Source organism: Parafrankia sp. Ea1.12 (genome assembly GCF_900465275.1).
Taxonomy (GTDB): domain Bacteria; phylum Actinomycetota; class Actinomycetes; order Frankiales; family Frankiaceae; genus Parafrankia; species Parafrankia soli.
In genome coordinates, this window is sequence record NZ_UBIZ01000206.1 from 69672 (window position 1) to 93797 (window position 24126).

19 protein-coding genes and 3 pseudogenes are annotated in these 24126 nt (G+C 71.8%); 8 read left to right on the plus strand and 14 right to left on the minus strand.

Features of this window, described 5'->3' with window-relative positions; translation table 11 throughout:
• The first annotated feature begins 5 nt into the window (after window positions 1-5).
• Window positions 6-1465 (plus strand): annotated as a pseudogene (locus FMEAI12_RS07595) (aldehyde dehydrogenase family protein).
• Between the two features lie 78 nt (window positions 1466-1543).
• On the opposite strand, the gene FMEAI12_RS07600 reads toward FMEAI12_RS07595, so the two are convergent.
• Window positions 1544-2728 (minus strand): amidohydrolase family protein, encoded by a 1185-nt coding sequence (locus FMEAI12_RS07600; protein ID WP_112105469.1) that lies wholly within the window; start codon window positions 2726-2728, stop codon window positions 1544-1546.
• A 413-nt stretch (window positions 2729-3141) separates the two neighbouring features.
• On the opposite strand from FMEAI12_RS07600, the gene FMEAI12_RS07605 reads away from it, so the two are divergent.
• Window positions 3142-4221, plus strand: coding sequence for a dihydrodipicolinate reductase (locus FMEAI12_RS07605; RefSeq protein WP_112105488.1), 1080 nt, complete (start codon window positions 3142-3144; stop codon window positions 4219-4221).
• A gap of 50 nt (window positions 4222-4271) precedes the next feature.
• Here FMEAI12_RS07605 and FMEAI12_RS07610 read toward each other — a convergent pair whose 3' ends face one another.
• The 3 genes from FMEAI12_RS07610 to FMEAI12_RS07620 all read right to left on the minus strand — a co-directional run bounded on the left by FMEAI12_RS07610 (window position 4272) and on the right by FMEAI12_RS07620 (window position 8430).
• Window positions 4272-5723 carry an aldehyde dehydrogenase gene (locus tag FMEAI12_RS07610; RefSeq protein ID WP_112105470.1) on the minus strand — a complete coding sequence of 484 codons (1452 nt, stop codon included), beginning with the start codon at window positions 5721-5723 and terminating at the stop codon, window positions 4272-4274.
• A complete protein-coding gene (locus FMEAI12_RS07615; protein ID WP_165938785.1) occupies window positions 5720-7237 on the minus strand; it encodes an acyl-CoA synthetase in 1518 nt (505 codons plus the stop codon). Before FMEAI12_RS07615 ends, FMEAI12_RS07610 begins: the two co-directional genes overlap by 4 nt.
• A 92-nt stretch (window positions 7238-7329) precedes the next feature.
• Complete coding sequence (locus FMEAI12_RS07620; protein WP_112105471.1) at window positions 7330-8430, minus strand: NAD(P)-dependent alcohol dehydrogenase; 1101 nt, start codon at window positions 8428-8430, stop codon at window positions 7330-7332.
• A gap of 434 nt (window positions 8431-8864) precedes the next feature.
• Between FMEAI12_RS07620 and FMEAI12_RS07625 the strand changes: the two genes are divergently transcribed.
• Genes FMEAI12_RS07625 through FMEAI12_RS36530 form a run of 3 tightly spaced genes read left to right on the plus strand, consistent with a single transcriptional unit; the run spans window position 8865 to window position 11501 of the window.
• Window positions 8865-10025 (plus strand): acyl-CoA dehydrogenase family protein, encoded by a 1161-nt coding sequence (locus FMEAI12_RS07625; protein ID WP_112105490.1) that lies wholly within the window; start codon window positions 8865-8867, stop codon window positions 10023-10025.
• Window positions 10025-11299, plus strand: coding sequence for an acyl-CoA dehydrogenase family protein (locus FMEAI12_RS07630; protein WP_112105472.1), 1275 nt, complete (start codon window positions 10025-10027; stop codon window positions 11297-11299). Before FMEAI12_RS07625 ends, FMEAI12_RS07630 begins: the two co-directional genes overlap by 1 nt.
• A gap of 43 nt (window positions 11300-11342) precedes the next feature.
• Window positions 11343-11501, plus strand: coding sequence for a hypothetical protein (locus tag FMEAI12_RS36530; protein WP_160144243.1), 159 nt, complete (start codon window positions 11343-11345; stop codon window positions 11499-11501).
• Window positions 11502-11670: 169 nt separating this feature from the next.
• On the opposite strand, the gene FMEAI12_RS07635 is transcribed toward FMEAI12_RS36530, so the two are convergent.
• The gene (locus FMEAI12_RS07635) at window positions 11671-11886 is read right to left on the minus strand and encodes a hypothetical protein (RefSeq protein ID WP_112105491.1); all 216 of its coding nucleotides are present in this window, start codon (window positions 11884-11886) and stop codon (window positions 11671-11673) included.
• A gap of 523 nt (window positions 11887-12409) precedes the next feature.
• Between FMEAI12_RS07635 and FMEAI12_RS07645 the strand changes: the two genes are divergently transcribed.
• Window positions 12410-12712, plus strand: a complete 303-nt coding sequence (locus FMEAI12_RS07645; RefSeq protein ID WP_112105492.1) for a DUF1905 domain-containing protein — start codon at window positions 12410-12412, stop codon at window positions 12710-12712.
• Window positions 12713-12817: 105 nt separating this feature from the next.
• Here the strand turns inward: FMEAI12_RS07645 and FMEAI12_RS39765 are convergent.
• From FMEAI12_RS39765 to FMEAI12_RS07675, 6 genes and pseudogenes are all read right to left on the minus strand, one after another.
• Window positions 12818-13014, minus strand: a pseudogene (locus FMEAI12_RS39765) (TIGR03857 family LLM class F420-dependent oxidoreductase); the annotation flags it as partial.
• Window positions 13015-13139: 125 nt separating this feature from the next.
• A complete protein-coding gene (locus FMEAI12_RS07655) occupies window positions 13140-13970 on the minus strand; it encodes an amidohydrolase family protein (protein WP_200835214.1) in 831 nt (276 codons plus the stop codon).
• Entirely contained in the window at window positions 13967-15733 is a 1767-nt protein-coding gene (locus FMEAI12_RS07660; RefSeq protein ID WP_235013799.1) for a class I adenylate-forming enzyme family protein, read from the minus strand. The genes FMEAI12_RS07655 and FMEAI12_RS07660 overlap by 4 nt, the downstream gene beginning before the upstream one ends.
• Window positions 15720-17384 (minus strand): class I adenylate-forming enzyme family protein, encoded by a 1665-nt coding sequence (locus FMEAI12_RS07665; protein ID WP_112105474.1) that lies wholly within the window; start codon window positions 17382-17384, stop codon window positions 15720-15722. The genes FMEAI12_RS07660 and FMEAI12_RS07665 overlap by 14 nt, the downstream gene beginning before the upstream one ends.
• Complete coding sequence (locus FMEAI12_RS07670) at window positions 17381-18073, minus strand: hypothetical protein (protein WP_112105495.1); 693 nt, start codon at window positions 18071-18073, stop codon at window positions 17381-17383. The genes FMEAI12_RS07665 and FMEAI12_RS07670 overlap by 4 nt, the downstream gene beginning before the upstream one ends.
• Window positions 18070-18909, minus strand: coding sequence for an enoyl-CoA hydratase/isomerase family protein (locus FMEAI12_RS07675; RefSeq protein WP_071065687.1), 840 nt, complete (start codon window positions 18907-18909; stop codon window positions 18070-18072). Before FMEAI12_RS07675 ends, FMEAI12_RS07670 begins: the two co-directional genes overlap by 4 nt.
• A 223-nt stretch (window positions 18910-19132) precedes the next feature.
• On the opposite strand from FMEAI12_RS07675, the gene FMEAI12_RS07680 reads away from it, so the two are divergent.
• Window positions 19133-19894 (plus strand): SDR family NAD(P)-dependent oxidoreductase, encoded by a 762-nt coding sequence (locus FMEAI12_RS07680; RefSeq protein ID WP_112105475.1) that lies wholly within the window; start codon window positions 19133-19135, stop codon window positions 19892-19894.
• Between the two features lie 26 nt (window positions 19895-19920).
• On the opposite strand, the gene FMEAI12_RS07685 is transcribed toward FMEAI12_RS07680, so the two are convergent.
• The 3 genes and pseudogenes from FMEAI12_RS07685 to FMEAI12_RS07695 form a co-directional block, all read right to left on the minus strand.
• A complete protein-coding gene (locus FMEAI12_RS07685) occupies window positions 19921-20706 on the minus strand; it encodes an alpha/beta fold hydrolase (protein WP_112105476.1) in 786 nt (261 codons plus the stop codon).
• Between the two features lie 9 nt (window positions 20707-20715).
• Window positions 20716-22009: pseudogene (locus tag FMEAI12_RS07690) on the minus strand (flavin-containing monooxygenase); the annotation flags it as partial.
• Window positions 22010-22043: 34 nt separating this feature from the next.
• Window positions 22044-22880 (minus strand): enoyl-CoA hydratase, encoded by an 837-nt coding sequence (locus FMEAI12_RS07695; protein WP_112105478.1) that lies wholly within the window; start codon window positions 22878-22880, stop codon window positions 22044-22046.
• Between the two features lie 299 nt (window positions 22881-23179).
• Between FMEAI12_RS07695 and FMEAI12_RS07700 the strand changes: the two genes are divergently transcribed.
• A partial coding sequence (locus FMEAI12_RS07700) for an amidohydrolase family protein (RefSeq protein ID WP_112105479.1) occupies window positions 23180-24126 on the plus strand: 947 nt, incomplete at its 3' end.

A 24126-nucleotide genomic window follows, 5' to 3' on the forward strand; every position in this document is an offset into this window, starting at 1 on the left:
GACTGATGCCCGAGCACCGCATGCTGATCGACGGCAGCCTCGTCGAGGCCACGAGCGGCCGCGTCTTCGACAACGTCAACCCGGCCACCGAGGAGGTGCTCGGCACCACGGCCGACGGTTCCCCCGCCGACATGGCGCGGGCCGTCGCCGCGGCCCGCGCCGCGTTCGACCAGACCGCGTGGTCCCGTGACCACGCCGGCCGCCACGCCGCTCTGCTGCAACTGCAGGCGGCCCTTGAGCGCGAGGCCGAGGACCTGCGCGCCGAGCTCGTCGCCGAGGTCGGATGCCCCGTGATCACGACCTACGGGCCGCAGCTCGACGCCCCGCTGCGTGAGGCGTTGCGCTGGCCGGCGGAGATGATCGAGTCGTTCCCCTGGTCGCGCACGCTCCCCCCGAAGGACGCCTTCGGGTTCGGGTTCCCGTCCGCCCGCGAGGTCTGGAAGGAGCCCCTCGGCGTGGTCGGCGTGATCGTGCCGTGGAACTTCCCGTTCGAGATCGCGCTCAACAAGCTCGGGCCCGTCCTCGCCATGGGTAACACCTGCGTACTCAAGCCGGCGCCGGACACCCCCTGGAACGCCACCCGCATCGGCCGGCTGATCGCCGAGCACACCGACATCCCACCGGGCGTCGTGAACATCGTTCCGTCCTCCGACCACCTCGTCGGCGAGGTCCTGTCCACCTCCCCTCTCGTCGACATGGTCGCCTTCACCGTTCGACGGCGACCGGGCGCCGCGTCATGGCCGCGGCCGCCGGCACGGTGAAGCCCACCTTCCTCGAGCTGGGCGGCAAGTCGGTCAATCTCGTCCTCGCCGACGCCGACCTCGCCAAGGCCGTACCGCCCGCCGCGATGGTCTGCATGCACGGCGGTCAGGGCTGCGCGATGCCGACCCGGCTGCTGGTCCCGAACTCGCGCTACGACGAGGCGGTCGAACTGGCCCGGGCGGCGTTCGAGGACGTCCGGTACGGCGACCCGACCGATCCGTCCGTGCTGCAGGGTCCGCAGGTCTCGAAGCGGCAGCAGGAGCGGGTCCTGGGCTACATCGAGAAGGGCCGCCGGGAGGGTGCGCGCGTCGTGGTGGGCGGCGGCGTGCCGTCGGACCTCACCCGCGGGTACTTCGTGGAGCCGACGCTGTTCGCCGACGTCGAGCCCGGGATGACGATCGCGCAGGAGGAGATCTTCGGGCCGGTCCTCGTGGTGATCGGCTTCGAGGACGACGAGGACGCGATCCGCATCGCCAACGACTCCCCGTACGGGCTGTCCGGGGTGATCACGTCGGGTGGCCTGGACCGGGCCAAGGCGGTGGCACGCCGGATCCGCACCGGGACGCTCGGCATCAACGGCGGCCTGTGGTACGGCGCCGACGCCCCGTTCGGCGGCTACAAACAGTCCGGTGTCGGACGTCAGTGCGGCATCGAGGGCCTGGAGATCTTCACCGAGACCAAGACGGTGGCGTGGCCCGCCTGACCAACCTCGCCACCGGTCGCCCGGGCGGCGACTCGGCCAGGGCACCGGGGTGACCGCGCTGCCCGAGCGACCGCGCCGTCAGAGCGGCGCGGAGCCGAGGAGCTCGATCGCGTTGTCCCGCATGATCCTGCGCACCTCGGCCCCGCTGAAGCCGTCGAGCTCCTTGAGGAAGTCCAGGGGCTGCTCGAGCCCCTCGCCGTGCGGCCAGTCGGAGCCGAACAGCACGCGCTCGACCCCGATGAGCTCGGCCAGCACCGGCAGGTCCTCCTCGTAGTACGGGGTCACCCAGACACTGCGGCGGATCGCCTCGAGGGGCTCCTCCGGGAAGTCCCACGGCGTCTGGTTCGCCTGCTTCCGCAACCGCCTGACCAGCAGCGACACCCAGTCAGAGCCGTTCTCGACACTCGCGACGCGCAGGGTCGGATGGCGGTGGAGGACCCCGTCGACGACCAGGGAGGCGACGGTGTCGTGGATGGCCCGGTCGGAGACGAGGATCTTGCTCAGCGTGTTGACCCTGCCGTAGCCCTCGAAGTTGGCGGACCCTCCCCACATGGCGGTGAAGGCGTTGTAGCCGCTGTCCCCGAGATGGAAGGCCACCGGGATCGAGGCCTCCGCCAGCCTGGCCCAGACCGGGTCGTGCGCGCGGTCACCCAGCGACCGCGACGTGCCGTGCCGGCCCGGCACCGGCGCGGGCCGGATGTGCACGATGCGGGCGCCACGTTCGACGAGGCTGTCAAGCTCGGCCAGCGCCGCCTCCGGATCGGCCAGCGAAAGCATGGGCGCCGACACGAGACGGCCGCGGTGGACGAAGCCCCAGTCCTCCTCGAGCCACCGGTTGAACGCCGACAGGCTCGCCATCGTCGCGTCCACGTCGTGCTTCAGCGCCTCCTCGACGCCGCAGCCCAGGGTCGGGAACAGCAGGACGGCGTCGAGGCCCTGGCTCTCCGCCACCGCGACGCGCTCATCACGGCCCTGGTACTCCCCCTTGAGCGGCTCGACCCGCATCAGCGTTCTCGGGTCGACCCCCTCGGGCACCTGGCCACGGAACAGCGGGTCGAGGCAGCCGGGCACGACGATCGGGTTGAACGTCGGGTTCGGGATGAACCGATTGACCCGCCCACCGATGAGGATGTGCGTCCGCCTACCTTCGGTGACGACCCGGACGCCCCGGGTCTTGAACCGGGGGTCGAGGTGCCGGGTGAACGCGTCGATCGACTCGTAGTAGTGGTTGTCGGCGTCGATCGCTCCGAAGTCGAGCTCCATCGCGCGTCCTCTCCGTTTCGGCCCCCGCGGACTCCTCGGTCACCCGGAGTCTAGGCGATAATATCTAAACTTTTCCAGTCGCATTCGGAGGCATCCGGTTCGCCACGGCGACCCGCGCCACCATCGCCGGAACTCCGCCGGCCACGCACAGCCGGACGGTGCCCGCCATCCACCGGCCCCACCGCGATCCGGTCCGCGCCGATCCGGCCACCCCATTGCGTTCACGTTAACCTCTAGATATCTTGCGTACCCGCGGCCAGGTAACGGGCCTTGGCGGCAATCGCGGACACGACTCATCCGGTCGTCCGGGCGAGAGCGACGACGCGGACTCCCGCACACCGACGGCCCCGGCGCGGCCGTCGCGGTCGGCGCCCCGGCCAGGGTCAGATCCACAACGGGACCGGGAGGTGGCTGTGCTTCGAGTGATCCAGTGGGGGACGGGAAACGTGGGCCGGCACGCGGTCGCGGCCCTCTGCCGGCATCCCGAGCTCAAGCTGGTGGGCGCGCTGGTCTACAGCGACGCGAAGGCCGGCCGGGACGTCGGCGAGATCTGCGGCGTCGGCGACCTCGGGGTGCCGGCGACCCGGGACCGGGACGAGATCGTCGCCCTCGACGCCGACTGCGTCCTGTACATGGCACAGGGCGAGATGAACCCGGCCGGAGCCCTCGACGACATCTGCCGGCTGCTCGCGGCGGGCAAGAACGTGGTGTCGACGGCGGTGACGGCGCACATCTACCCGCGCAGCGCGGGCCGCCGCGTCGTCGAACGGCTCGAGGCCGCCTGCGCCGAGGGCGGGACGTCCTTCCACGGCACCGGCATCGAACCCGGCTGGGCAGCCGAGGTGCTGCCCCTCACCATGTCCCCGCTGTTCCGGCGGATCGACTCCCTGCTCGTCCAGGAGCTGCTCGACTACTCCACCTACGACAGCGCCGACATGCTCTTCGACATTATGGGCTTCGGGCGGGCACCCGGCGCCGCCGTACCGATGTCCGACCCGGTGTTGGCCGGAGGCGTCTTCCGGGCACCGATCATGATGGTCGCCGACGGCCTCGGGGCCACTATCGACGACCTCGTCTACGACCGGGCGGTGGCCGTCACCGACACGGCGTTCGACATCAGTGCCGGTCGCATCGAGGCCGGAACCGTCTCGGCGCAGCGGTTCTCCTGCACCGCCGTCATCGGGGGCCGCCGGGCGCTGACCATCGAGCACGTCACCCGCGTCGGACACGGGCAGGCACCGGACTGGCCCACCGGCCGGGGCTGGCGGGTCACCGTCGAGGGCCAGCCGTCGATGGTGCTCGAGTCCAGGATCGCCGTCCACGGCGAGGACGAGAACGACCAGGGCTGTCTCGGCACGGCGATGCACGCCGTGCACGCGATCGGGCCGGTCTGCCGGGCGGAGCCCGGGATACGCACCTTCCTCGACCTCCCGATCATCAACGGCCGGCATGTGTTCGGGGCGGGCCTCGCCGCGGGCGGCCCACCGCGATGAGCAGCCCCGCCAGGACGGACGAAGGCCGGGAGCCGGCCCGGTAGGTGGAGTCAACCGAAGGGCAGGACGACCGTCCTGGTCTCGGTGTAGGCCTCGACGCCCTCGGGGCCCATCTCCCGGCCGATCCCGGACTGCTTGAACCCGCCGAACGGGCTGCGCGGCTCGACGATCGCGATCGAGTTGACCGCGCAGGTGCCGGTCCGGATCCGGCTGGCCAGCGCGACGCCGCGGGCGGTGTCGGCGGTCCACACCGAGCCCGACAGACCGTACTCGGAGTCGTTGGCGATCGCCGCCGCCTCGTCCTCGCCCTCGTACCGGATCACCGTCACCACCGGCCCGAAGATCTCCTCCCGGGCGATCCGGCTGGCGTTGTCGACGTCGGCGAACAGCGTCGGCTCGACGTAGAAGCCGGGGTCGAGGCCGGCGGGGCGGCCGCCGCCGACCACCAGCCGGGCGTCACCGGCCCGGCCGTCGGCGATGTAGCCCTCGACCCGGTCCCGCTGGCGGGCGGAGACGACCGGGCCGACGTCGGTGCCGGGGTCGCGCGGGTCACCGACGACCAGCGCCCGCACGTGGTCGGCGAGCGCGTCGACGACCTCGTCGTAGCGCGCGGCCGGGGCCAGCACGCGGCTCTGCGCGGCGCAGACCTGACCGTTGTTCTGCAGCGCGGAGTCGAGCAGCTGTGGGACGACGGTCGCCAGGTCGGCGTCGTCGAGAATGATGCCGGCCGACTTGCCGCCGAGCTCCAGCGTGCACCGCTTCACGAGCTCCCCGCAGGTGGCCCCGACCGTCCGGCCGGCCGCGCTGCTCCCCGTGAACGACACCTTGTCGACACCCGGGTGGGCGACCAGGTACCGACCGAGGTCGGCACCGCCGGGCAGCACGCTCACCACACCCGCCGGGATGCCGGCGTCGAGGAGCACCTCGGCGAGCAGGAACGAGCTCAGCGGCGCCTCCGGGGCCGGCTTCAGGATGATCGGGGCGCCGGCCGCCAGCGCCGCGCCGAGCTTCATGCACGAGATGAAGATCGGTACGTTCCACGGCACGATCCCGGCCGCCACCCCGACCGGCACCTTCTGCACCAGGCAGGGCCCCATCACGCCGGCCCGCTCCTCGGTGAAGGCGAACCGCTCGGCGACGTCCGCGAAGCCGTCCAGGATGAGCGCGGGGCTGATGGCCTGGCCGAAGATCGAGAACTTCGCCGGCGCGCCCATCTCGTCGGTGACCAGCCCGGCCAGCTCCTCGGCCCGGGCCTGCAGCCCGCCGGACACCTTGCGGATCAGGCCGGCGCGTTCGCCGCCGGTGGTCGCCGCCCAGTCGCCATCCGCCAGGACGGCCCGTGCCGCGGTGACGGCCGCGTCGACGTCAGCCTGGCCGGCCTCCGGGACGGTGGCCACGAGGCGCTGGTCGTGCGGCGAGCGGACCTCGATCAGGCCGGGCGAGGCGGGCTCGCGCCAGCGGCCGCCGACGAGCAGCCGGTCGCGTTCGATCACAGTGGTCACGCGGTAACCTCCGGGGGTAACAGGCGCCGCGCGACCTTGCCGGTCAGCAGGCGCGGCAGCTCGGCCAGGAACACGACCGAGCGGGGACACTTGTAGTGGGCGACGCGGTCCCGGGCGAACGCGATGAGCTCCGCCTCGAGCACAGCGGTGTCGGCGGGGGGCTCCGCCGGCTGGACGACCGCGCGCACCGACTCGCCCATCTCGGCGTCCGGCACGCCGATCACGACGACATCCGTGACGGCGGGGTGGAGGATCAGCACGTCCTCGACCTCGCGTGGGTAGATGTTCACGCCACCCGAGATGATCATGTTCGACACCCGGTCGGCGAGGTAGAGGTAGCCGTCCTCGTCCACCCAGCCGACCTCGCCGAAGGTGCCCCACCCGCGTTCGTCGAACGCGCCGGCCGTCCGCTCCGGGTCACCGTGGTACGCGAACGGCCGAGCCACCTCGAAGTACACCCGGCCCTCGGTGCGCGGCGGCACCTCGTTGCCGTCCCCGTCGACGATGTGCACCGGGGCCAGCAGCGACCTGCCGACCGAGCCCGGGTGGGCGAGCCACTCCTCGGGACCGATGGCGCAGAACCCGACTCCCTCGCTGCCGGAGTAGTACTCGTACACGACCGGCCCGAGCCAGTCCAGGACGGCCCGCTTGACCTCGGGCGGGCAGGGCGCCGCGGCGTGCACGAGCGTCCGCAGGCTGGACAGGTCGAACCGGGCCCGGTCCGCCGCGGGCAGCTTCAGCAGCCGGACGAGGTGCGTCGGTACCACCTGACTCAAGGTCACCCGGTGCCGCTCGACGAGCCGGAGGAACTCGAGCGCGTCGAACCGCTCGGTGGCGATGACCGTGCCGCCGATCCGGTGGACCGCGGTCGCCCAGGCCAGCGGCGCGGCATGGTAGAGCGGCGCCGGGCTCAGGTAACGCGTCGACTCGTCGGCGCCGTACAGGAACCTGACCATCCCGGTGAACTGGTCGCCCGCGCCGACCGGGCCACCGACACTCGCCGGTGTGATCCCCTTGGGCCGGCCGGTGGTGCCCGACGAGTAGAACATCCAGTTGCCCTCGCACTCGTCGTCGACCGGCGACGCCGGTTGGGCGCCGGTGACCTCCTCGTACGAGTCGAACCCTTCGACCGGCCCGCCGACGGCGAGCCGCACCTTCAGCGCCGGGGCGTCGATCCCGGCGGCCACGTCGGCCCGGGGCGCGGACACGACCAGCGCGGCGGCACCGCAGTCGGAGACGATGTACCCGGCCTCGGCGGCCGACAGATGCCAGTTGATCGGAGTCACCAGGAGGCCGGCGCGCAGTGCCGCCCAGACCACCTCGAAGTACTCCGTCCGGTTCTCCATCAGTACGGCGAGGTGGCTGCCGACGCCGAGCCCGGACGACCTCAGCGCCTGCGCCACCTGGTTGGATCGCCGCTCCAGCTCCCCGTACGACAACACCCGATCGCCGATGATCACAGCTGGCCGGTCCGGCGCGGACGCCGCGAACCGCTTCGGATGCTCGATGTCCATGCACACTCCTCCGGTGCGGACTCCCTCAGCGCGGACCGCCTCGGTCCGGGCCACCTCGGTGCGGACTCGCCCGCGCCGCTGCCGTCGACGGATCAGGCCTGCCCGGACGGGAGCAGGACCGGCTTGACGACCTTGCCCGACCGCGAGGCCTCCTCCGCGGTGTTGATCGCCTCGAGCGGGTAGGTCTCGATCAGCCGGTCGAACGGGAAGCGGCCCGCCCGCCACAGTTCGATGAGCCGCGGGATCACGATCTGCGGGTCGGCGCCGCCCTCGAGGATGCTCGACACCGTTTTGCCGAGGAGCGCCACCGGGCCGAAGGTGATCGGCTCGGTCTGGATGCCCACCAGCCCGCAGTGCCCGCCCATCCGCAGCGCGCCGACGGCGGTCGCGATGACCGCGACGTTTCCGGTGGTGTCGAAGCCGAACCGGGCCCCGCCCCCCGTCAGTTCCTGGATCCGGGGGATGAGATCCGTGCCGGCGCCGTCCAGCACATGGGTGGCACCGAGCTCGGTGGCGAGCTCCAGCCGGTGCCGGTGGAGGTCGACCGCGATGATCGGGCCCGCGCCGGCCACCCGCGCCGCCATGATCGCCGCGAGGCCCACCGCGCCGGCGCCGAACACGGCGATGCTGTCCCCCTCCCCCACGTTCAGGTCGACGAGCACGGAACCGGCGCCGGCGAGGATGCCGCAGCCCAGCGGGCCCAGCTTCGCCAGCGGCAGGTCCCGGTCCACCACGACGACGCCGCGCTCCGCGGCGACGCAGTGGGTCGCGAACGAGGACTGGCCGAACCAGCGCGAGGCGATCTCGCCCCCGTCGGCGTCGCGGACACCGGTGGTGCCGTCGAGGCGGCGGCCGAAGAAATTGCGGAACAGGAACAGATCGCAGTAGGGCGGGGCGCCCCGGCGGCAGCTCGGGCACTCGCCGCAGGAGTCGAACGAAAGCACCACGTGGTCACCGACCGACACCCGCGCCACGCCCTCGCCGACAGCCTCGACCACGCCGGCGCCCTCGTGCCCGGTGATGATCGGCGGCGGCGCCGGCGCCCCGTCCTGGCGCGGCACGACGTCGGTATGGCACATGCCGGCGCTCACCACGCGGACCAGCACCTCGCCGGGTCCGGGCGGATCGAGCTCGACCTCCTCGAGCACGTAGGGCCCGTCCGCCTGCCGGAGCACCGCCGCAGTCGCCTTCATCCCGCGCTCTCCCAGTTCCAGTCGTCCGCTCGTCGGCCTGCCGGCGCGTCTCCGGCACGCGGGCCGTTCACCCGGAACCCTAAGTCATAGATCTAGATGTTTCAATATCACCAGAAGTAGGAAGATGCGGCGGCCGCCGGCGCGGACGCACCACCGGACGCTCCCGGCCTGTCCGCGCCCACAGCCCGTCCGGCCGCCGGGGACGCCCGCGGCGCGACGGGGACGCCCGCGGCGCGACGGGGAGACCGCCGCACCAGGCGGCCCGCGGCGGCCCGCGCCCGCGACTCCCCGGTCCGGATTACATGTAGACCTTTTACCGCCTGCGGGCGTAGGCTGCGCCCACTGGACACCCAGCGGCCCCACCGCCCGTCAGCCCCGCGGTGCAGCACCGCCACGGCGACGGCGCCGACCTCGGGCACCGCCCCAGGAGGACGATGTTCACCCAGACCGCGGACCAGGATCTGCTCGGGAACACGACGGCGCAGTACCTGGAGGCGAGATACCCCCCGTCCCGCGTGCGCGAGCTGGCGCGGCAGGACGAGACATTCGACGGCACCCTGTGGAAGCAGGGTGCCGAGTTCGGCTGGACGACGCCACTGGTCCCGGAGCACGCCGGCGGTGGTTCCGTCAGCGGGAACGGGCTGGCCGACCTGCTGGCGGTCACCTTCCAGTTCGGCCGGCACGCCGCGCCGGGGCCACTGATCGGGACGAACGTCGTCGCGGCGGCGCTGGGCCGGTGGGGCTCGGCGGAGCTGCACGCCGGCCCGCTGGCGAAGCTGCTCGACGGAGGCGCCACCGCCGCCTGGGGGCACTCGCCGCGGACCGGAGGGCGCGCGGGCGCGCAGGTTCGGTCCGCCCGCTCGGGCGACCGGGTCGTCCTGGACGGCACGGTCCCCTGCATCGAGCGGGGAGGTCCGAACGGCTACCTCCTCGTCGCCGCCACCGGTCCGGACAACGCCACCGGCGACGGCGCGCGGTCGCACTTCCTCGTCCCGCTCGGCGCTCCCGGCGTGGAGACGACCCCGCTCGACAGCATCGACCTGACCCGCCGCTACCAGGCGGTGACGCTGCGGGCGGTGACCGTGCCGGTGACCGCCCGGGTCGGCGAGCCGGGCACCGCCGACGCCCACGACGCCGCGCTGCTCGACATCAGCGCCGTGCTGCAGGCCGGTGAGATCGTCGGGGCGACGCACCGCGCGTTCGAGCTGACCCTGCGATGGACCAACGACCGCTACTCCTTCGGCCGGCCGCTGGGGTCGTACCAGGAGATCAAGCACCGGATGGCCGACCTGCGCACCCAGCTGGAGGCGAGCGCGGCGGTCACCGAGAAGGCGGCGCGCCTGGTCGGCACCGGCCGTGCCGACGCCCGCACGTGGGCCAGCACGGCCAAGGCCTACGTCGGGCGGGTCGGCCCCGAGGCGATCCAGGACTGCGTCCAGCTGCACGGCGGGATCGGCGTCACCTACGAACACGACCTGCACCTTTACCTGCGCCGAGCTCTGGTCGACGCTCAGCTGTTCGGCACGCCGGCCTACTTCACCGAACGGCTCGTGCGCCTCGTCGAGGCCGCCGTGGCAGACGGAGGACGAGCGTAATGATCACAGTCGAGGAGTTCACCGCGCGCGCCCGAAGCTGGCTCGCCGAGAACATGCCACCCGCCGATCCGGACACCACCGAATTCTTCCTGACGGCGACCCAGCGCCCCGAGGCCGAGGAGCTGGCCCGCGTCGCCACCTGCCGCGAGTTGCAGCGCCGGCTGTTCGACGGCGGGTTCGCCGGCATCTGCGTGCCGGCGGAGTACGGCGGGCAGGGGCTGACACCGATGCACCAGGCCGCCTTCAACCGGGAGATCCGCGGCTACGACTACCCGGCGGAGATCCAGGCGTCGACGTTCATCCCGTGCATGGCCGTGTTGCTGGAGTTCGGCACCCACGAACAGAAGCTGCGCCACATCCCGGCGATGCTGCGCGGCGAGGAGATCTGGGTCCAGCTCCTGTCGGAGCCGGGGGGCGGGTCCGACGCCGCCGGCGCGGTCACCACCGCGACCCGCGACGGCGACCGGTGGATCCTCAACGGATCGAAGATCTGGACCACCTCCGCCTGGTACGGCGACTGGGCGCTGTGCCTGGCCCGCACGAACTGGGACGTCGGGAAACACATCGGGCTGACCGTGTTCAGCCTGCCGGTCAGCGCCCCGGGCGTCGACACCCACCGGATCGAGCTGGTCAACGGCTCGAAGGAGTTCTGCCAGGAGTACCTGACCGACGTCGTCGTACCCGACCACGACCGCGTCGGCGACGTCGACGCCGGCTGGGGCGTCGTCACCCGCTGGCTCCACCACGAGCGGACCATCTCCGGGGGCTCGCCCTACGTCACCGGCAGCGGCAACCGCCCGAACGACGGCCCCTACGAGCCCCGGATGATGCTCGAGACCGCCCGGCGCCTCGGCACGATCGACGACAGCCGCACCCGGGACCTCATCGGCGAGGGGCAGACACTCGCCCTCGTCACCAGGGCCCTCGTCGAGTCGGTCACCCGCAAGATGGCCACCGGCGCCCTGCCGCACCACGCCGCCGCCATGTGCCGGTTGTTCAGCGGCACCGCGACCAGCCGCCGCGCGGCGATAGCGACGGAGCTGTGCGGTGACACCGGGGTGGTCTGGGCACCACACGACGAGACCTCCGCCCAGGTCGCGCGCGGCTACCTGGCCCGCCAGGCGGCCTGTATCGGCGGCGGCACGACCGAGATGGCCCGCAATGTGATCAGCGAACGGCTGCTCGGCATGCCCCGCGAGCACCGCGCCGACACCGGCCCCTTCCGGGACGTCCCGCGCGGGCCACAGGCGAGCGGCGGACGGAGCAGTACCTGATCCAGCTGTGGCCTGCCTGCGTCCTCCACGAGTTCACCTGGGGGTGCCGCAACCGAGAGACCGGTTCGTCGAGGGCCACGTCCCCGTGGCGGGCAACGGTCCCGACACCGACTCCTGGAGCCACATCGAGAAGCACGGCAGCCAGGGCGGCATCATCCTCACCCATCCCGAGTCCGGGCTGCTACAAGGCGCCGAGGGCTAACTACGACGCATAGCCTGCCGCCGGGGCCTCGACGCGGACTTCACGCAACGACTCCAGGCAGCTCTCGACGCATGGGACGCCTACTCCCCTGCCTGACCCGGTAGAGGCGTGACCTTGTAGCTCGTCGCGGTCACGTACTCGTCCGCCGGCGTCGCAGAACCGGACCGCTTCACTGGCCCGGCCGGAGTGGTGCCGCGGCTGCCGTCTGCGGGCCGGTGTGCGGCACCAGCCAACGTGGGTCGACCTGTGCCCGTCCGGGCTCGGGCATCATGTCCGCGGCCCTGCTCGCGATGGCCTCGACCAGCCGGATCGCCTGAAGGACAGACAGATTCAGAACGATCTCGGCGCCGGCGTCCGCCTGCAACCGCACCGATACGTCCGCCATCGTCACATGCCCTTCGTCGCGAATCTGATCGCCCCCTGTACCGAGGGGGTCATGCTGACGCTACGTGGGAAGCCCCCGATGACGTCGGGAAAGGTGGCCAGCGGCACTACCGCGGTCGTGGGACAGGCCGGCACGACGAGCCCACTGACACCGGCAGCAGTATGCCTCTCACGCGCCGAAGTCACCGCCACAGGACTGGGCCTCAACCATCCGTCGTCGGTCACCGCCAGCCGGCCGGTGCTCGCCGTCGAGCACCTGGACCACGGAGCGTCCGGGCGGCTGCCGAACTGCGCTCGCTGGCGATATGGCGGGTAGTGGCACCGGGGCAGGGAGGTAGCGGCCGCTACCCCTGTCCGCTACCCACCGTGGGCGGTCCATGCCGGGTGGAGGCGTCGGGGTAGCAGGAACGGCACTGGCGGCTATGCCGGTCGATCCGGGCCCAGTGCGGGCCGGGCTGGGGCGAGCGTCCAAATCGCGACGTCCCACCCCAGGAACTGTCGGCCCCATGTGCGACGCTGAGTTCGTGGTCGTCGTTTTCGAGGGTGAGCTGTGGATTTGGGAGACCCGGCGCGCTGACAGCTGGACGTTCGTCAGCTTGCCCCCCGAGGCATCCGAAGAGATTCGCGACCGGACTGGCGGACAGCGCCGTGGCTTCGGGTCGCTGCGGGTGCGGGTCACGGTCGGCGGCAGCACGTGGACGACCTCGATCTTTCCCGACAGCGGGCGTGGCAGCTATGCGTTGCCCATCAAGCGCGCTGTTCGCGAGGCTGAGGCCCTGGACGCGGGTGGCATCGCGGCCGTGACCGTTGAACTCATCGATCTTTGATCGTCCCCGGCAGGGGCCGCACCTTGGACGGATCATGAATGCGGGTATGCGCCACGCGCCCCCGGATTCATGATCCAGTGGATGCACCCGCGCGTCGCGGAACCCCTGGACGAGCTTGTCGGCCCGGAACCGGGCGAGCACCGCCGGGTCCCAGCCGTTGACCCGCACCAGGATGTCGCCGGAGCCGAGCAGGTAGGTGGCCAGCCGGCCCACGGCCCGGCGCTCCGGTGTTCCGGCGCGATGTGGTCGCCGACGGTGACGAGGACCGACCAGATCCGGATGCCGTGCGGGTCCCGGACGGCTGTCCCGCAGCGGCCCGGCCATGTCCTTGAGCTGGGCGCCGGTGACCGGGCTGAGCCCGACCCAGGTCCAGAACTGGTCGAAGCCGAACTCGGTGAGCTGGTCGGTCGTCATGGGGATGGTCTCCCTACCGGCCCGGCTTGCGCTCCGCGAAGAAGAAGGACTGGGCGTTGTCGTGGAGCCAGGCCTGGCGGACCTCGTCGGTCAGGTCGAGGTTGGCGACCTCTCCGGTGCACCGGGACATGGACAGGACCGGGTGGTCCGAGGCGAAGATGATCCGGTCGCGGCCCCGGGTCGACAGGTAGTGCAGCAGCGACGCCGGCAGCCGCCTGGGAGACCACGCCGACGTCATCAGCCGCAGATTGCGATATTTGATCATCATTCGGATCGCGGTGTCCCACCACGGATCAGCCCCGTGGATCATGCACAGCCGCAGCTCCGGGAACCGGATACAGACCCGGTCGAGATGTATCGGGTTCTGCGGCTCCGCGGGGATCGGCGGCCCCGGGATACCCGTGTTGACGCACAACGGCAGGTCGAGCTCGCAGCACTTGGTGTAGAGCGGGTAGTAGACCGCGTCGCTGGGCGGGTACATCCCGTCCCCCCAGAAGCTCGGCCCGACCGTGGCGTACACGACCGGGTAGTCCCGGACGAACGACTCCAGCGCGCGCAGCGCGCTCATCGGACGCAGCAGGTTGAAACCGCCGATCCCGAGCGCGAAACGGTCCGGACGCTCCTCGGCGTAGCGCCGCGCCCGGTCGTCCTTCCGCCCCGCCTTGGAGATCAGGATCGCCCGCTCGACACCGGCCGCGTCCATCGCGTCGACCAGCTCGGGAAGCTCCGGGCTGCGCAGGAAGTCCGCCCCGCCCTTGAAGTAGTCCTCCTTCACCCGGATCATCCAGTCCGGCGGCGCGCTGTCCCCCATGTCCACGTTGACCAGGCAGTCGATGGCCTTCACCTTGACCTCACCTTCCGGGAACCCGCGGTGCCCTCCTCGACGAGGAGGCGGCGGAGCGCGTCGATGTCGACCTTTCCGCTGGCCAGCCGCGGCACCCGGTGGGGGGCGCGGACGATCAGCCAGCGGGTCGGGATCTTGAAGCTGCTCAGGTTGGCCCGGGCCTGCTCGGCCAGCTCGTCCGGGTCGTCGAGTGAGCTGGCGACGACCACCGCCGCGACCTCCCGCGCCCCCACGGCCCCGGCGGCGCCCGCGGCTCCCGGTCCGGTGGAGACGTCCGTGACTTGGGCGGCAGTGACGTCGGTGACGTAGGCGTCGGTGACGCCGGGCAGCGCACGCAGCGCCGCCTCGACCTCCATCGGGTAGACCGTCGCGCCCCGGACCTTGAACATGTCGTCGAGGCGGCCTCTATACCAGAGGTAGCCGTCGGTGTCGAGCAGGCCGCGGTCCGCGGTGGGGTAGAACCCGTCGGCGTCGAACACGTCCGCGCGGTGCCGGCCGGCGATGCCGCGCATGACGTTCGGCCCACGCAGCCGGATCTCGCCCTCGGTACCGGGCGGGAGGACGGTTCCGGTCTCCGGGTCGGCGATCCGCACCTCGACACCGGTGAACGGCCGGCCACAGCTGCCGTGCTTGCCGGCGGGCAGGTCGGTGTCGAGCCGGGAACCGCAGTACGGCCCGAAGGTCTCGGTCATCCCGAACAGGTTCGCCCGGGCGCCCGGCCCCGGCCGCGCCGCCGGTGGCAGCACCGCGCCGAGGCTCGCGGGCCGCAGCGTCGACAGGTCGGTGGTGGCGAACGCCGGATGCGCGGCGAGCCGTGCTGCCTGGTCGGGCCAGCCGCGGAACAGCGTCACCCGTTCGCGCTCCAGGAACCGCAGCGTGCGGGCCGGTTCCGGCACGGCCTCGGTGAGCAGGGTGGCGCCGGCGACGAGCGCCGAGAGCAGTCCGCCGCCGAACCCACCGGTCCAGAAGAACGGCATCGGGATGTAGAGCCGTTCGCCCCGCCCGATGCGGCGGCTGTCCAGGCTGGACGCGACGGCCCGCAGCCCGTTGCCATGGGTGTGGAGCACCCCCTTCGGGGTGTCGCGGCTGCCCGAGGTGAACAGCACGGCCAGGTCGTCGGCCGGGCGGACGGCCCGGCCGAGCGCCTCGACGAGCGCCTCGACGAGCGGCGCCGGTGCGGCGCCGGCGGGCAGCTCGTCCGAGGTCCACTCGTCCGAGGTCCAGATCCGGCGCAGTGACGGGAGATCCGGGTGCGGGCGGCCGCGCCGGGCATGCTCGGTCAGCCCGGGCGCCGCCGACGCCAGTTCGTCGAGGTGGTCGCGGCCGCGCAGCCGCGGCACCACGACCAGCTGGGTGACGGCGGCGGCGCGAAGCTGGGCGAGCAGCTCCGGCGGCCGCAGCAGGGTGCTCAGCGGGACGAGCACGGCACCGACGCGCATCACCGCCAGCGCGGCGGTCGCCCACCCGATGCCGTTCGGCATCACCAGCCCGACCCTGCTGCCTTTGGTGACGCCGGCGCCGACCAGCCGCCCGGCCAGGGTCCGGCTCGCGTCGTCGAGCTCGGCGAAGGTGATCTCCTCGTCGTCGCTGACGAACGCCTGGACCGCGCCGTCGAGGCGCCGCCGGGTCGCGAGCAGCGCCGGGATGGTCAGCTGGCCCGGCAGCACCGGCGCATGGGGCAGCACCGCCTCCTCAGGCGTCGCTTCGGGCAGCACCGCCTCTTCAGACAGCGCGGGGTCGGGCAGGGAGTCATCCGGCGGCACGGAGCAGCTCCTTGAGCGCGGTCATGTCGATCTTGCCGCTGGACATCGTCGGCACCTCGTCGTCGGCGATCGGCACGATGCGCCGGGGGACCTTGTACGCGGAGAGGCGTTCGGTCAGCCGGCGGCGCAGCCCGTCGGGGTCGACGGTCCGCCCGGGGGGCACCCGGACCGCCGCGGCGACGATCTCGCCGCGGGCCGCGTCCGGCAGGCCGACGACGTGCGCGGTCAGCGCGGCGACGTCCCGGATGGCGGCCTCGACCTCGAGCGGCGAGACGTTGGCGCCGGCCGTCTTGATGACGTCGCCACCCCGGCCCTTGAAGTAGAAGAACCCCTCGTCGTCGACGACGAACAGGTCACCGGAGTGGTACCAGCCGTCGGCGTCGAACGCCTCGTGGCGTTCCCGCCCGTAGTAGCCCTCCATCAGGAACGGGCCCCGCAGCCACAGCTCCCCCACCTCGCCCGCGCCGAGCACCCGCCCGTCCTCGGGATCGACGATCCGGGCCTCGAAACCCGGCGCCGGACGTCCGAACGAGCCGCGCCGGTGTTCGGGCTGGTCGCCCTCGTCCTCGCTGACCAGGCACACACTGCCGGTCTCGGTCATGCCGAGCATCTGGTGGCGCAGCTGCGGGTCGGCCGGCCGGACGTCGCTCGGCATGAGCGCGTACAGGTTCCCGCGCCGGATCGAGGAGAGGTCACGGCGGGCGAACGTCGGGTCGGCGGGCAGGCGCGCCACCGACTGCGCGTAGCCGTTGACCATCGTCGGGCGCTCGCGCTCGAGCACGTCGAGCACACCGGCGGCGCTCGGCGCGTTGGAGCACACCAGCCGGCCGCCGGCGAGCAGCGTGCCGAGCAGCGCGTAGGCGAACCCCCCGATCCAGAAGAACGGCGAGTTCGAGAACAGCACGTCGTCGGCGGTGTAGCGGCGGATCTCGTTCAGGTTCGCGAGGTGGCGGATCAGCGCGCCATGGGTGTGGATCACACCCTTCGGCACACTCGTCGACCCCGACGTATGCACGATCACGAGCCGGTCACTCGCGTGCACCGCGTCCTCGGCCGCGCGGGCGACGTCCTCGCCCACCTCGGTGCCCCGGGTCAGCAGGGCGTGCACCTCCCAGGCGGGACCGGCACCGCCCCCACCGTCGGTTGCCATCCCGGGCTCGGCATCCGCCGTCGAGCCGACGAAGACGTGCCGAAGCACCGGCATGGACGGGGCGAGCAGGGGTGGTGCCGCGGCCTCACCGAACTCGGGGACGGCGTCCCGCAGCGCCGCGACGTAGTCGTGGGAGCGGTGGGAACGCGCGCTCAGCAGCACCCCGACGTCGGCGTTGCGCAGCAGGGTCCGCAGCTCGGCGCCGGTGGAGAAGGTGCTCAGCGGCACGCTCACCGCGCCGATCCGCGCGACGGCGAGCCAGCCGACGACGAACTCGCTCCCGTTCGGGTACAGGAGCCCGATGTGCGTGCCGCGGCCGGCACCCACCGCCAGCAGGCCGCGGGCGAGCGACCTTGACCGCCGGTCGGCGTCGGCGTAGGTGAGCACGTCCTCGTCGCAGGCGAGCAGGACCCGCGGGCCGTACCGGTCGGCCTGCCGGCGCAGCAGCGCCGGGACGGTCAGCGGCGTCCCGTCCCCGGCGTCGACGGTCGTGGCGATCATGACTGCGCCCTCCGCGGTGAGACGTCCGGCAGCCGGGCCCGGTCGCCCTTGACCGCGTCCAGCTCCGCCTCGCACAGCACGACGTCACCAGCGGGGTCACCGGCGGGGTCACCGGCCAGCAGCCGGCCGGTGGTCCTGATCCGCGGCCCGTCGGCCGACCGGGCCAGCACGAAGCGCAGATCGGTGCGCAGCGGGACGGGCCGCCGGTAGCGCAGCGCGAGCCCCGCCGTCTTCCCGGCCAGGCCGAGGTCGCAGTTGTGGTGCTGGATCACCGCGTCGAAGAACAGCGCGAGGAAACCGCCGTGGACCAGGCCCGGCGGGCCCTCGTAGGCGATCGGGAAGTTGACCGTGCCCTCGGCACGGTCGCCGTCGACGGCGATCTCGTAACCGGGGAAGCAGGGATTGAACGCGCCGATGTGGCGGGAGTGGTCCAGGTAGACGCGGCCGTCGCCGTCCGCCGCCGGGCCGACGCGGGGCGCCGGGTCGGCCGGGACGCGCCGGCCCAGCAGCCGCTGCGCCACGTCGAGGGCGGCGAGCAGGGCGTCCACCGCCGGGTCGGGATACTCGAGCGCGAGCAGTAGACCGATGACCTGCCGTAACCGCTCCGCCGCCTCGACGGTCTCCGGGAGCGGCTCAACGCCGAACGTCCAGGGCGAGGGCGGGGCCGGGGCCGGGGTCAGGTCGGTCACCGCAACCTCCACGGCCGCCCGGCCGTCGGGTTCCCGTCCGGCGTCCCGCCCGTCCCGCCCGTGCCACCCGCGGGCGACTCCTTGGCATCCGCCTCCGCCTCGGCCATCCCGATCGGGTTGCCGAGCCGGGTGTAGATCAGCGACTGCTCCATCGCCGCGCGGTACGGCCGGTCCAGCGACTCCCAGATGGCGCGCACGGTTCCCTGCGTGGCGGCCGACGGCTTGCGCGCGATCCCCGCCGCGATCTCGTGGGCACGCTCCCAGAGCCGCGCGCGGTCCACGACCTCGGTCACCAGGCCGATGCGCAGCGCGGTCTGGGCCGAGACCCGCTCGTCGTTGCCCGACAACGCGATCCGCAGCGTCTCCCCCAGCCCGATCTTCCGCATCAGCCCGATCGGTTCCACCGCGCACACCCGACCGTAGGTGACATGCGAGTCGAAGAACGTGGCGTCCGACGAGCAGATCACCACATCGGCCTCGTTCAGGAAGTAGAACGCACCAGCGGTGCAGATGCCCTGAACCGCGCACACCACGGGCTTCCAGCACTTCTGCCACTTCGGGCTGAGCAGCTCGCCCGGGTCCTCGTGGTTCCACACGTCCTCGGGCTGGCCGAACGGCTTCTTCACGTCCAGCCCGGCGCAGAACGCCCGGTCCCCGGCCGCCCGCAGCACCACCGCATGCACCTCCGGGTTCAGTTTCACCCGTTGCCAGACGTCGCGGATCTCCCCGCACATCCGCCGGTCGAAGGCGTTCAGCGCCTCGGGCCGGTCCAGAGTGATCGTCGCGACCCGGTCAGGCCCCGTCTCGTACCGGATGGTCGAGTAGGTCGACGTCATGTGTCCCGCCACTCCGCCTTGTCGGTGTATCGCGGCGATGGTAGCTCGCAACCCTCAAAATATATAGAGATATAGCATAACCTCGCGCGTCCGATCAACGAGAGGGTGTACCGGCGGGCGAGAACCTCGGGCGTGTGACTGCGACCGCCGACCCGTGGCATATATATAGAGATTTAGGTTAGGCTGCGGTCGGATCATTCCCGACGCGCAGGAGAGGGACAGCGTGGAACTGAAGGGGTTGCGGGCGGTCGTCGTGGGCGGCGCGTCCGGGATGGCCAGGGCGACGGCCGAGCTGATCGCGACTCGCGGTGGGCGGGTGGCGATCCTGGACCGGGACAGCAGCGACGGCGCGGCGGTGGCCGAAGGTCTCAAGGGCAGTTTCCACGCCTGTGACGTCACCGACTTCGCGGGGATGGAAGGCGTCATCGAGACTGCGGTGGCCGCGCTGGAGGGGATCGACGTCGTCGTGAACACCGCCGGCGGGGCGACTCCCGGGCGCACGCTGAGCAAGGACGGCCCGCTGTCGATAGAGACGTTCCAGGGCATCATCGATCTCAACCTGACGGGCACGTTCAACGTGGCCCGCCTCGCCGCGTGGCACATGAGCCGCAACGCGCCGAACGCCGACGGCGAACGAGGCGTGATCATCAACACCGCGTCGATCGCCGCGTTCGAGGGGCAGATCGGACAGATCGCCTACACCGCGGCGAAGGGCGGGGTGGCCGCGATGAGCCTGACGATGGCCCGTGAGCTCGGTTCTCTCGGGATCCGGGTGAACGCCATCGCACCGAGTCTGTTCCAGACCGGCCTGACCCGGGGCATCCCGGAGGAGTACGAGAAGGTCCTCACCAAGGACGCCGCGTTCCCCAAGCGGATGGGGCGGCCCGAGGAGTACGCGCGCCTCGCCCTGGGCATCATCGAGAATCCCATGCTCAACGGCTCCACCATCCGCCTCGACGGCGGCCAGCGCTTCGCCCCGAAGTAGGTCAGGGCATGGTCCGCTACGTACTCTTAGGCGATCGACGCGAGCCAGCCGGTGACAAGCGTGTTGAACTCGGCCGGGCGTTCCTGGTGCAGCCAGTGGCCGGCACCCTCCCAGGTCACCACGCGTGATCGGGGGTCGGTGAAGACGGCCCGCTCGACCGCGGCCCGCGCCGGGTCGGCGTAGAAGGTCAGCACCGGGCAGCGCCGCCGGCGCAGATACGGCTCGCTGCGCGAGTGCAGGGCCATCCCGGTCGCCTGCGCCTCCAGCGACTGCCGCAGCACGTGGCCGGCCATCCCGGCGATCCGGCGCACCTGCCAGGTCCGCAGGGCCGGCAGCCGCGCCGGCAAGTCCATGCCGCCCACCAGCTGCTGGACGAACGGCACCGGGTCGGTGTCGACGAGCAGGTCGAGCATCGGCCCGATCGCGCCGGCCGTCTCGTCCGGGAGCAGGTAGGCGGGATCGACGGCGACGACGGCGGCGACCCGGTCCGGGTACTCGACGGCCAGGGCGCTGACCACGCTGCCTCCCATCGAGTGCCCGACCCCGACGACCCGTTCGATCTCCAGGTGGTCGAGCAGCCCGGCCAGGTCGGCGGCGAACTGCGCCGTCGTGTAGCCCCCGGCCGGCGCGCTGGACCAGCCGTGGCCGCGCAGGTCGACCGCGATCACCCGGTGGTCGGCGACGAGGTGCGGGAGCTGCCAGCTCCAGTCGTGGGAGTCGGCGGTGTAGCCGTGGACGAGCAGCAGCGGTCGGTCGCCGCTCCCCTCGTCGGTGTAGAACAGCCGGACGTCGCCGAGCTCGACGAAGGGCACCGGATCCCCCTAGGAGAGCTTGAAGCCGGTGTACCTGACGCCGGTGCCGCCGCCGGCCGCGATCTCGTCACAGCGCCGCCGGTACTCGGAAGACCGCCCACGTACGTGGTTGTACATGCGCTTCTTGCCAGGCACGTTGGCGCCGTTCCACCAGGAGTTGCAGTCCGGGTGGACCAGCACGCTGCCGGTGACGAACGAGAGGACCTCGTCGATCCACTCGGCCTGCGCCGAGGGCAGCGCCTCGATCGTGCGGCCGCCGCCGTCACGCAGGTGCGCGACGCAGTCGGCGATCCATTCGGCATGGTGTTCCATGGCTGCGAGAAAGTTCGAGGCGGCCGACGGGCTGCCCGGCCCCTGGATCATGAACAGGTTCGGGAACCCGGCCACCTGCAGGCCGAGGTAGGAGACGGGGCCCTCGTCCCTCCAGAGCTCGCGCAGCAGCGCACCGCCCCGGCCGCGGACGTCGATACGCGACAGCGCGCCGGTGAGCGCGTCGAAACCGGTCGCGAACAAGATGACGTCGACGTCGTAGGAGCCCTGCCCGGTGCGGATGCCGGAGGAGGTGATCTCCTGGACCGGGCCGGCGCGGAGGTCGACCAGCGTGACGTTGTCGCGGTTGAACGTCTCGTAGTAGCCCACGTCGATGATCGGCCGCTTGCAGCCGAACGGGTACGTCGGCACCAGCGACTCCGCGGTCCGCGGGTCCCGCACGATGCGCGCGACCGCCTCGCCGTACAGCGCCGTCGCCAGCCGGCCGGCCTCGGAGTCCACGAGGACGTCGCTCCGGTAGAGCGCGCCGAGGACGCCGCGTTCCTCGACGGCGCGCGGCTGCTCCTCGCGCGACGCCGTCCGCAGGGCCGGGAAGCCCGCCATGTCGACCAGCACCGAGAACGCGCTGGTCCGGGCGGCCCCCACGTGCGCCGCCCGCTGCGCCGCCCGGATCTCGTCGTACCGGGCCCTGAGGCCCTCGAACTCACCCGGCTCGTAGGCGCGCGCGGGCGAGGGCAGCGTGTAGGCGGCCGACCGCTGGAACACGTACAGGTGGGCGGCCTGCTCAGCGACCACCGGGATGGCCTGCACACCGGTCGAGCCGGTGCCGACGACGGCCACCCGCTTCCCGGTGAAGTCGAAGCCCTCCCGCGGATACCGGTTGCTGAACAGCACGGTGCCGCCGAAGGTGTCGAGCCCCGGGATACCGGGGTCGAGCGGCGCCGAGAGGATGCCGGTGGCGGCGACGACGAAGGGGGCGACGAACAGCTCGCCGTCCGCCCGTCTCCACCAGCCACGACGCTTCGTCCTCGTTCAAGAAATGTTCCAGGACCGCGGACGATGATCGACTACTTGCCGATCCGGGCCTTCATACCGTCCAGGAGCAGGAGAAACGGCAGCCCGGACTCGCTGAGCGCATGGCCGTGACCGGTCTGGTGGATGTCGAGCACGGACTGGACGGCCGCGTAGAAGCCCTGCACGTCGAGGGTCTGGTTGACCGCCCGCTTCGCCTGTCGCAGCGCGAACGGGTGCATCTGGGCGATCTGCTCGGCCAGCTCCCGGGTTGCCGGGCGCAGCTCGTCGAGCGGCACCACCCGGTTGACCATCCCGACCCGCTCGGCCTCGTAGGCGTCCATCTTCCGGCCGGTGAACAGCAGTTCCTTGGCCTTGCGGGCACCCAACTCCCAGGTGTGGCCGTGGTACTCCACCCCGCCGATACCCATGTTGACCACCGGGTCCGAGAAGGTCGCGTTGTCCGCCGCGAGGATCAGATCGCACGGCCAGCACAGCAGCAGGCCACCCGAGATGCACACGCCCTGCACCGCGGCGATCGACGGCTTCGGCACGTTGCGCCAGCGCAGTGAGTACTCGAGGAACCGTTTCGCCTCGATCTCGTAGATCCCGGCAAGTGTCCAGCTCGGCTGCTGGCCGTTCTCATTCCCGTCCCCGGTCCCGCCGACGTCGCCGCTGGCACCGACGCCCTTGATGTCGTGCCCGGCGGAGAAGTGCCTGCCGTTGGCCTGCAAGATGATCACTCGGACGTCCGGGTCCGCGGCCGCCCGCCGCCAGGCCCCGTCGAGTTCGTCGAGCAGCTCGAGCGTCTGCGCGTTCGCCGCCTGCGGCCGGTTGAGCGTGATCGTCGCGATCCGCTCGGCCGCCTCGTACTCGATGAAGCTCTCGCTCACGATCGCTCTCCTCGCACAGTTCCGGGCCGGACCGGTGGCCCTGGCCGTCCCAGGTCCACACCCGCCCGGACCCAAGATATATAGATGTTAAGCGGGCAGTCGCGACGAAACCAGCAGCGCTGCCGCTTCGCGCGGAGCCGCCAGCACTCCGCGCGGAGCCGCCAGACGACCGGCGAAGTTCCCTGGCGCGAGGCGTCCGGGGTTGCGTCGCCCGACTACCCGCCCTTACTTTCAACATCTAGATATTTTGCCCAGCACATGCTGCCATCGGCCCCCACAGAGAGTGACCGGCTGAGATCATGGCCACGACCCTCGACTTCCCGGTGTTCGACGCCGATCACCACCTCTACGAGACGGAGGACGCGTTCACCCGGCACCTGCCGGCGCGACACAGAGACCTGTTCCGCTTCGTCGAGCTGAACGGCCGGAAGAAGCTGGTCGTCCGCAACCTCCTCACCGAGTTCATCCCGAACCCGACCTTCGAGGTTGTCGCCCGCCCCGGCGCCCACATGGCCTTCTACTCAGGCGACAACCCGGAGGGGAAGTCGCTGCGGGAGCTCACCGGGACGCCGATGCGCAGCATCCCCGCCTTCCGGGAGCCGAAGGCCCGCCTGGAGGTGCTCGACGAACAGGGCGTGCACGCCTGCCTGCTGTTCCCGACCCTCGCCAGCCTCGTCGAGGAACGCCTGCGCGACGACCCGACGCTGACTCAGGTCGCCATCCGCGCCTTCAACGACTGGCTCCACGACGACTGGACCTACAACTACGCCGACCGCATCCTCACCACGCCGATCGTCTCGCCCTGCGACGTCGACGCGGGCATCGCCGAACTCGACCGGGTCCTGCGACGTGGCGCCCGTGCCATCCTCGTGCGCCCAGCCCCCGTAGCCGGCCTACGCGGCCCGCGTTCCCCGTTCCTCCCCGAGTTCGACCCCTTCTGGGCCCGCGTCCAGGAGGCCGGCGTCCTCGTCGCCCTGCACGCCTCCGACAGCGGCTACCAGGAGTACCTCAACACCTGGGAGGGCAGCAGCGGAGAATACGTCGCCTTCCGCCCCAGGACGTTCGCCCACGTCGCCGACGGCGGCCGCACCATCCAGGACACCCTCGCCTCCGCCATCTGCCACGGCATGCTCGACCGCTTCCCCCGCGTACGGCTCATCAGCGTCGAGAACGGCGGCAGCTGGGTCGGCGTCCTCGCCCGCAATCTCGAGCTCGCCCGGAAGAAAATGCCCGGGGAGTTCCCCAC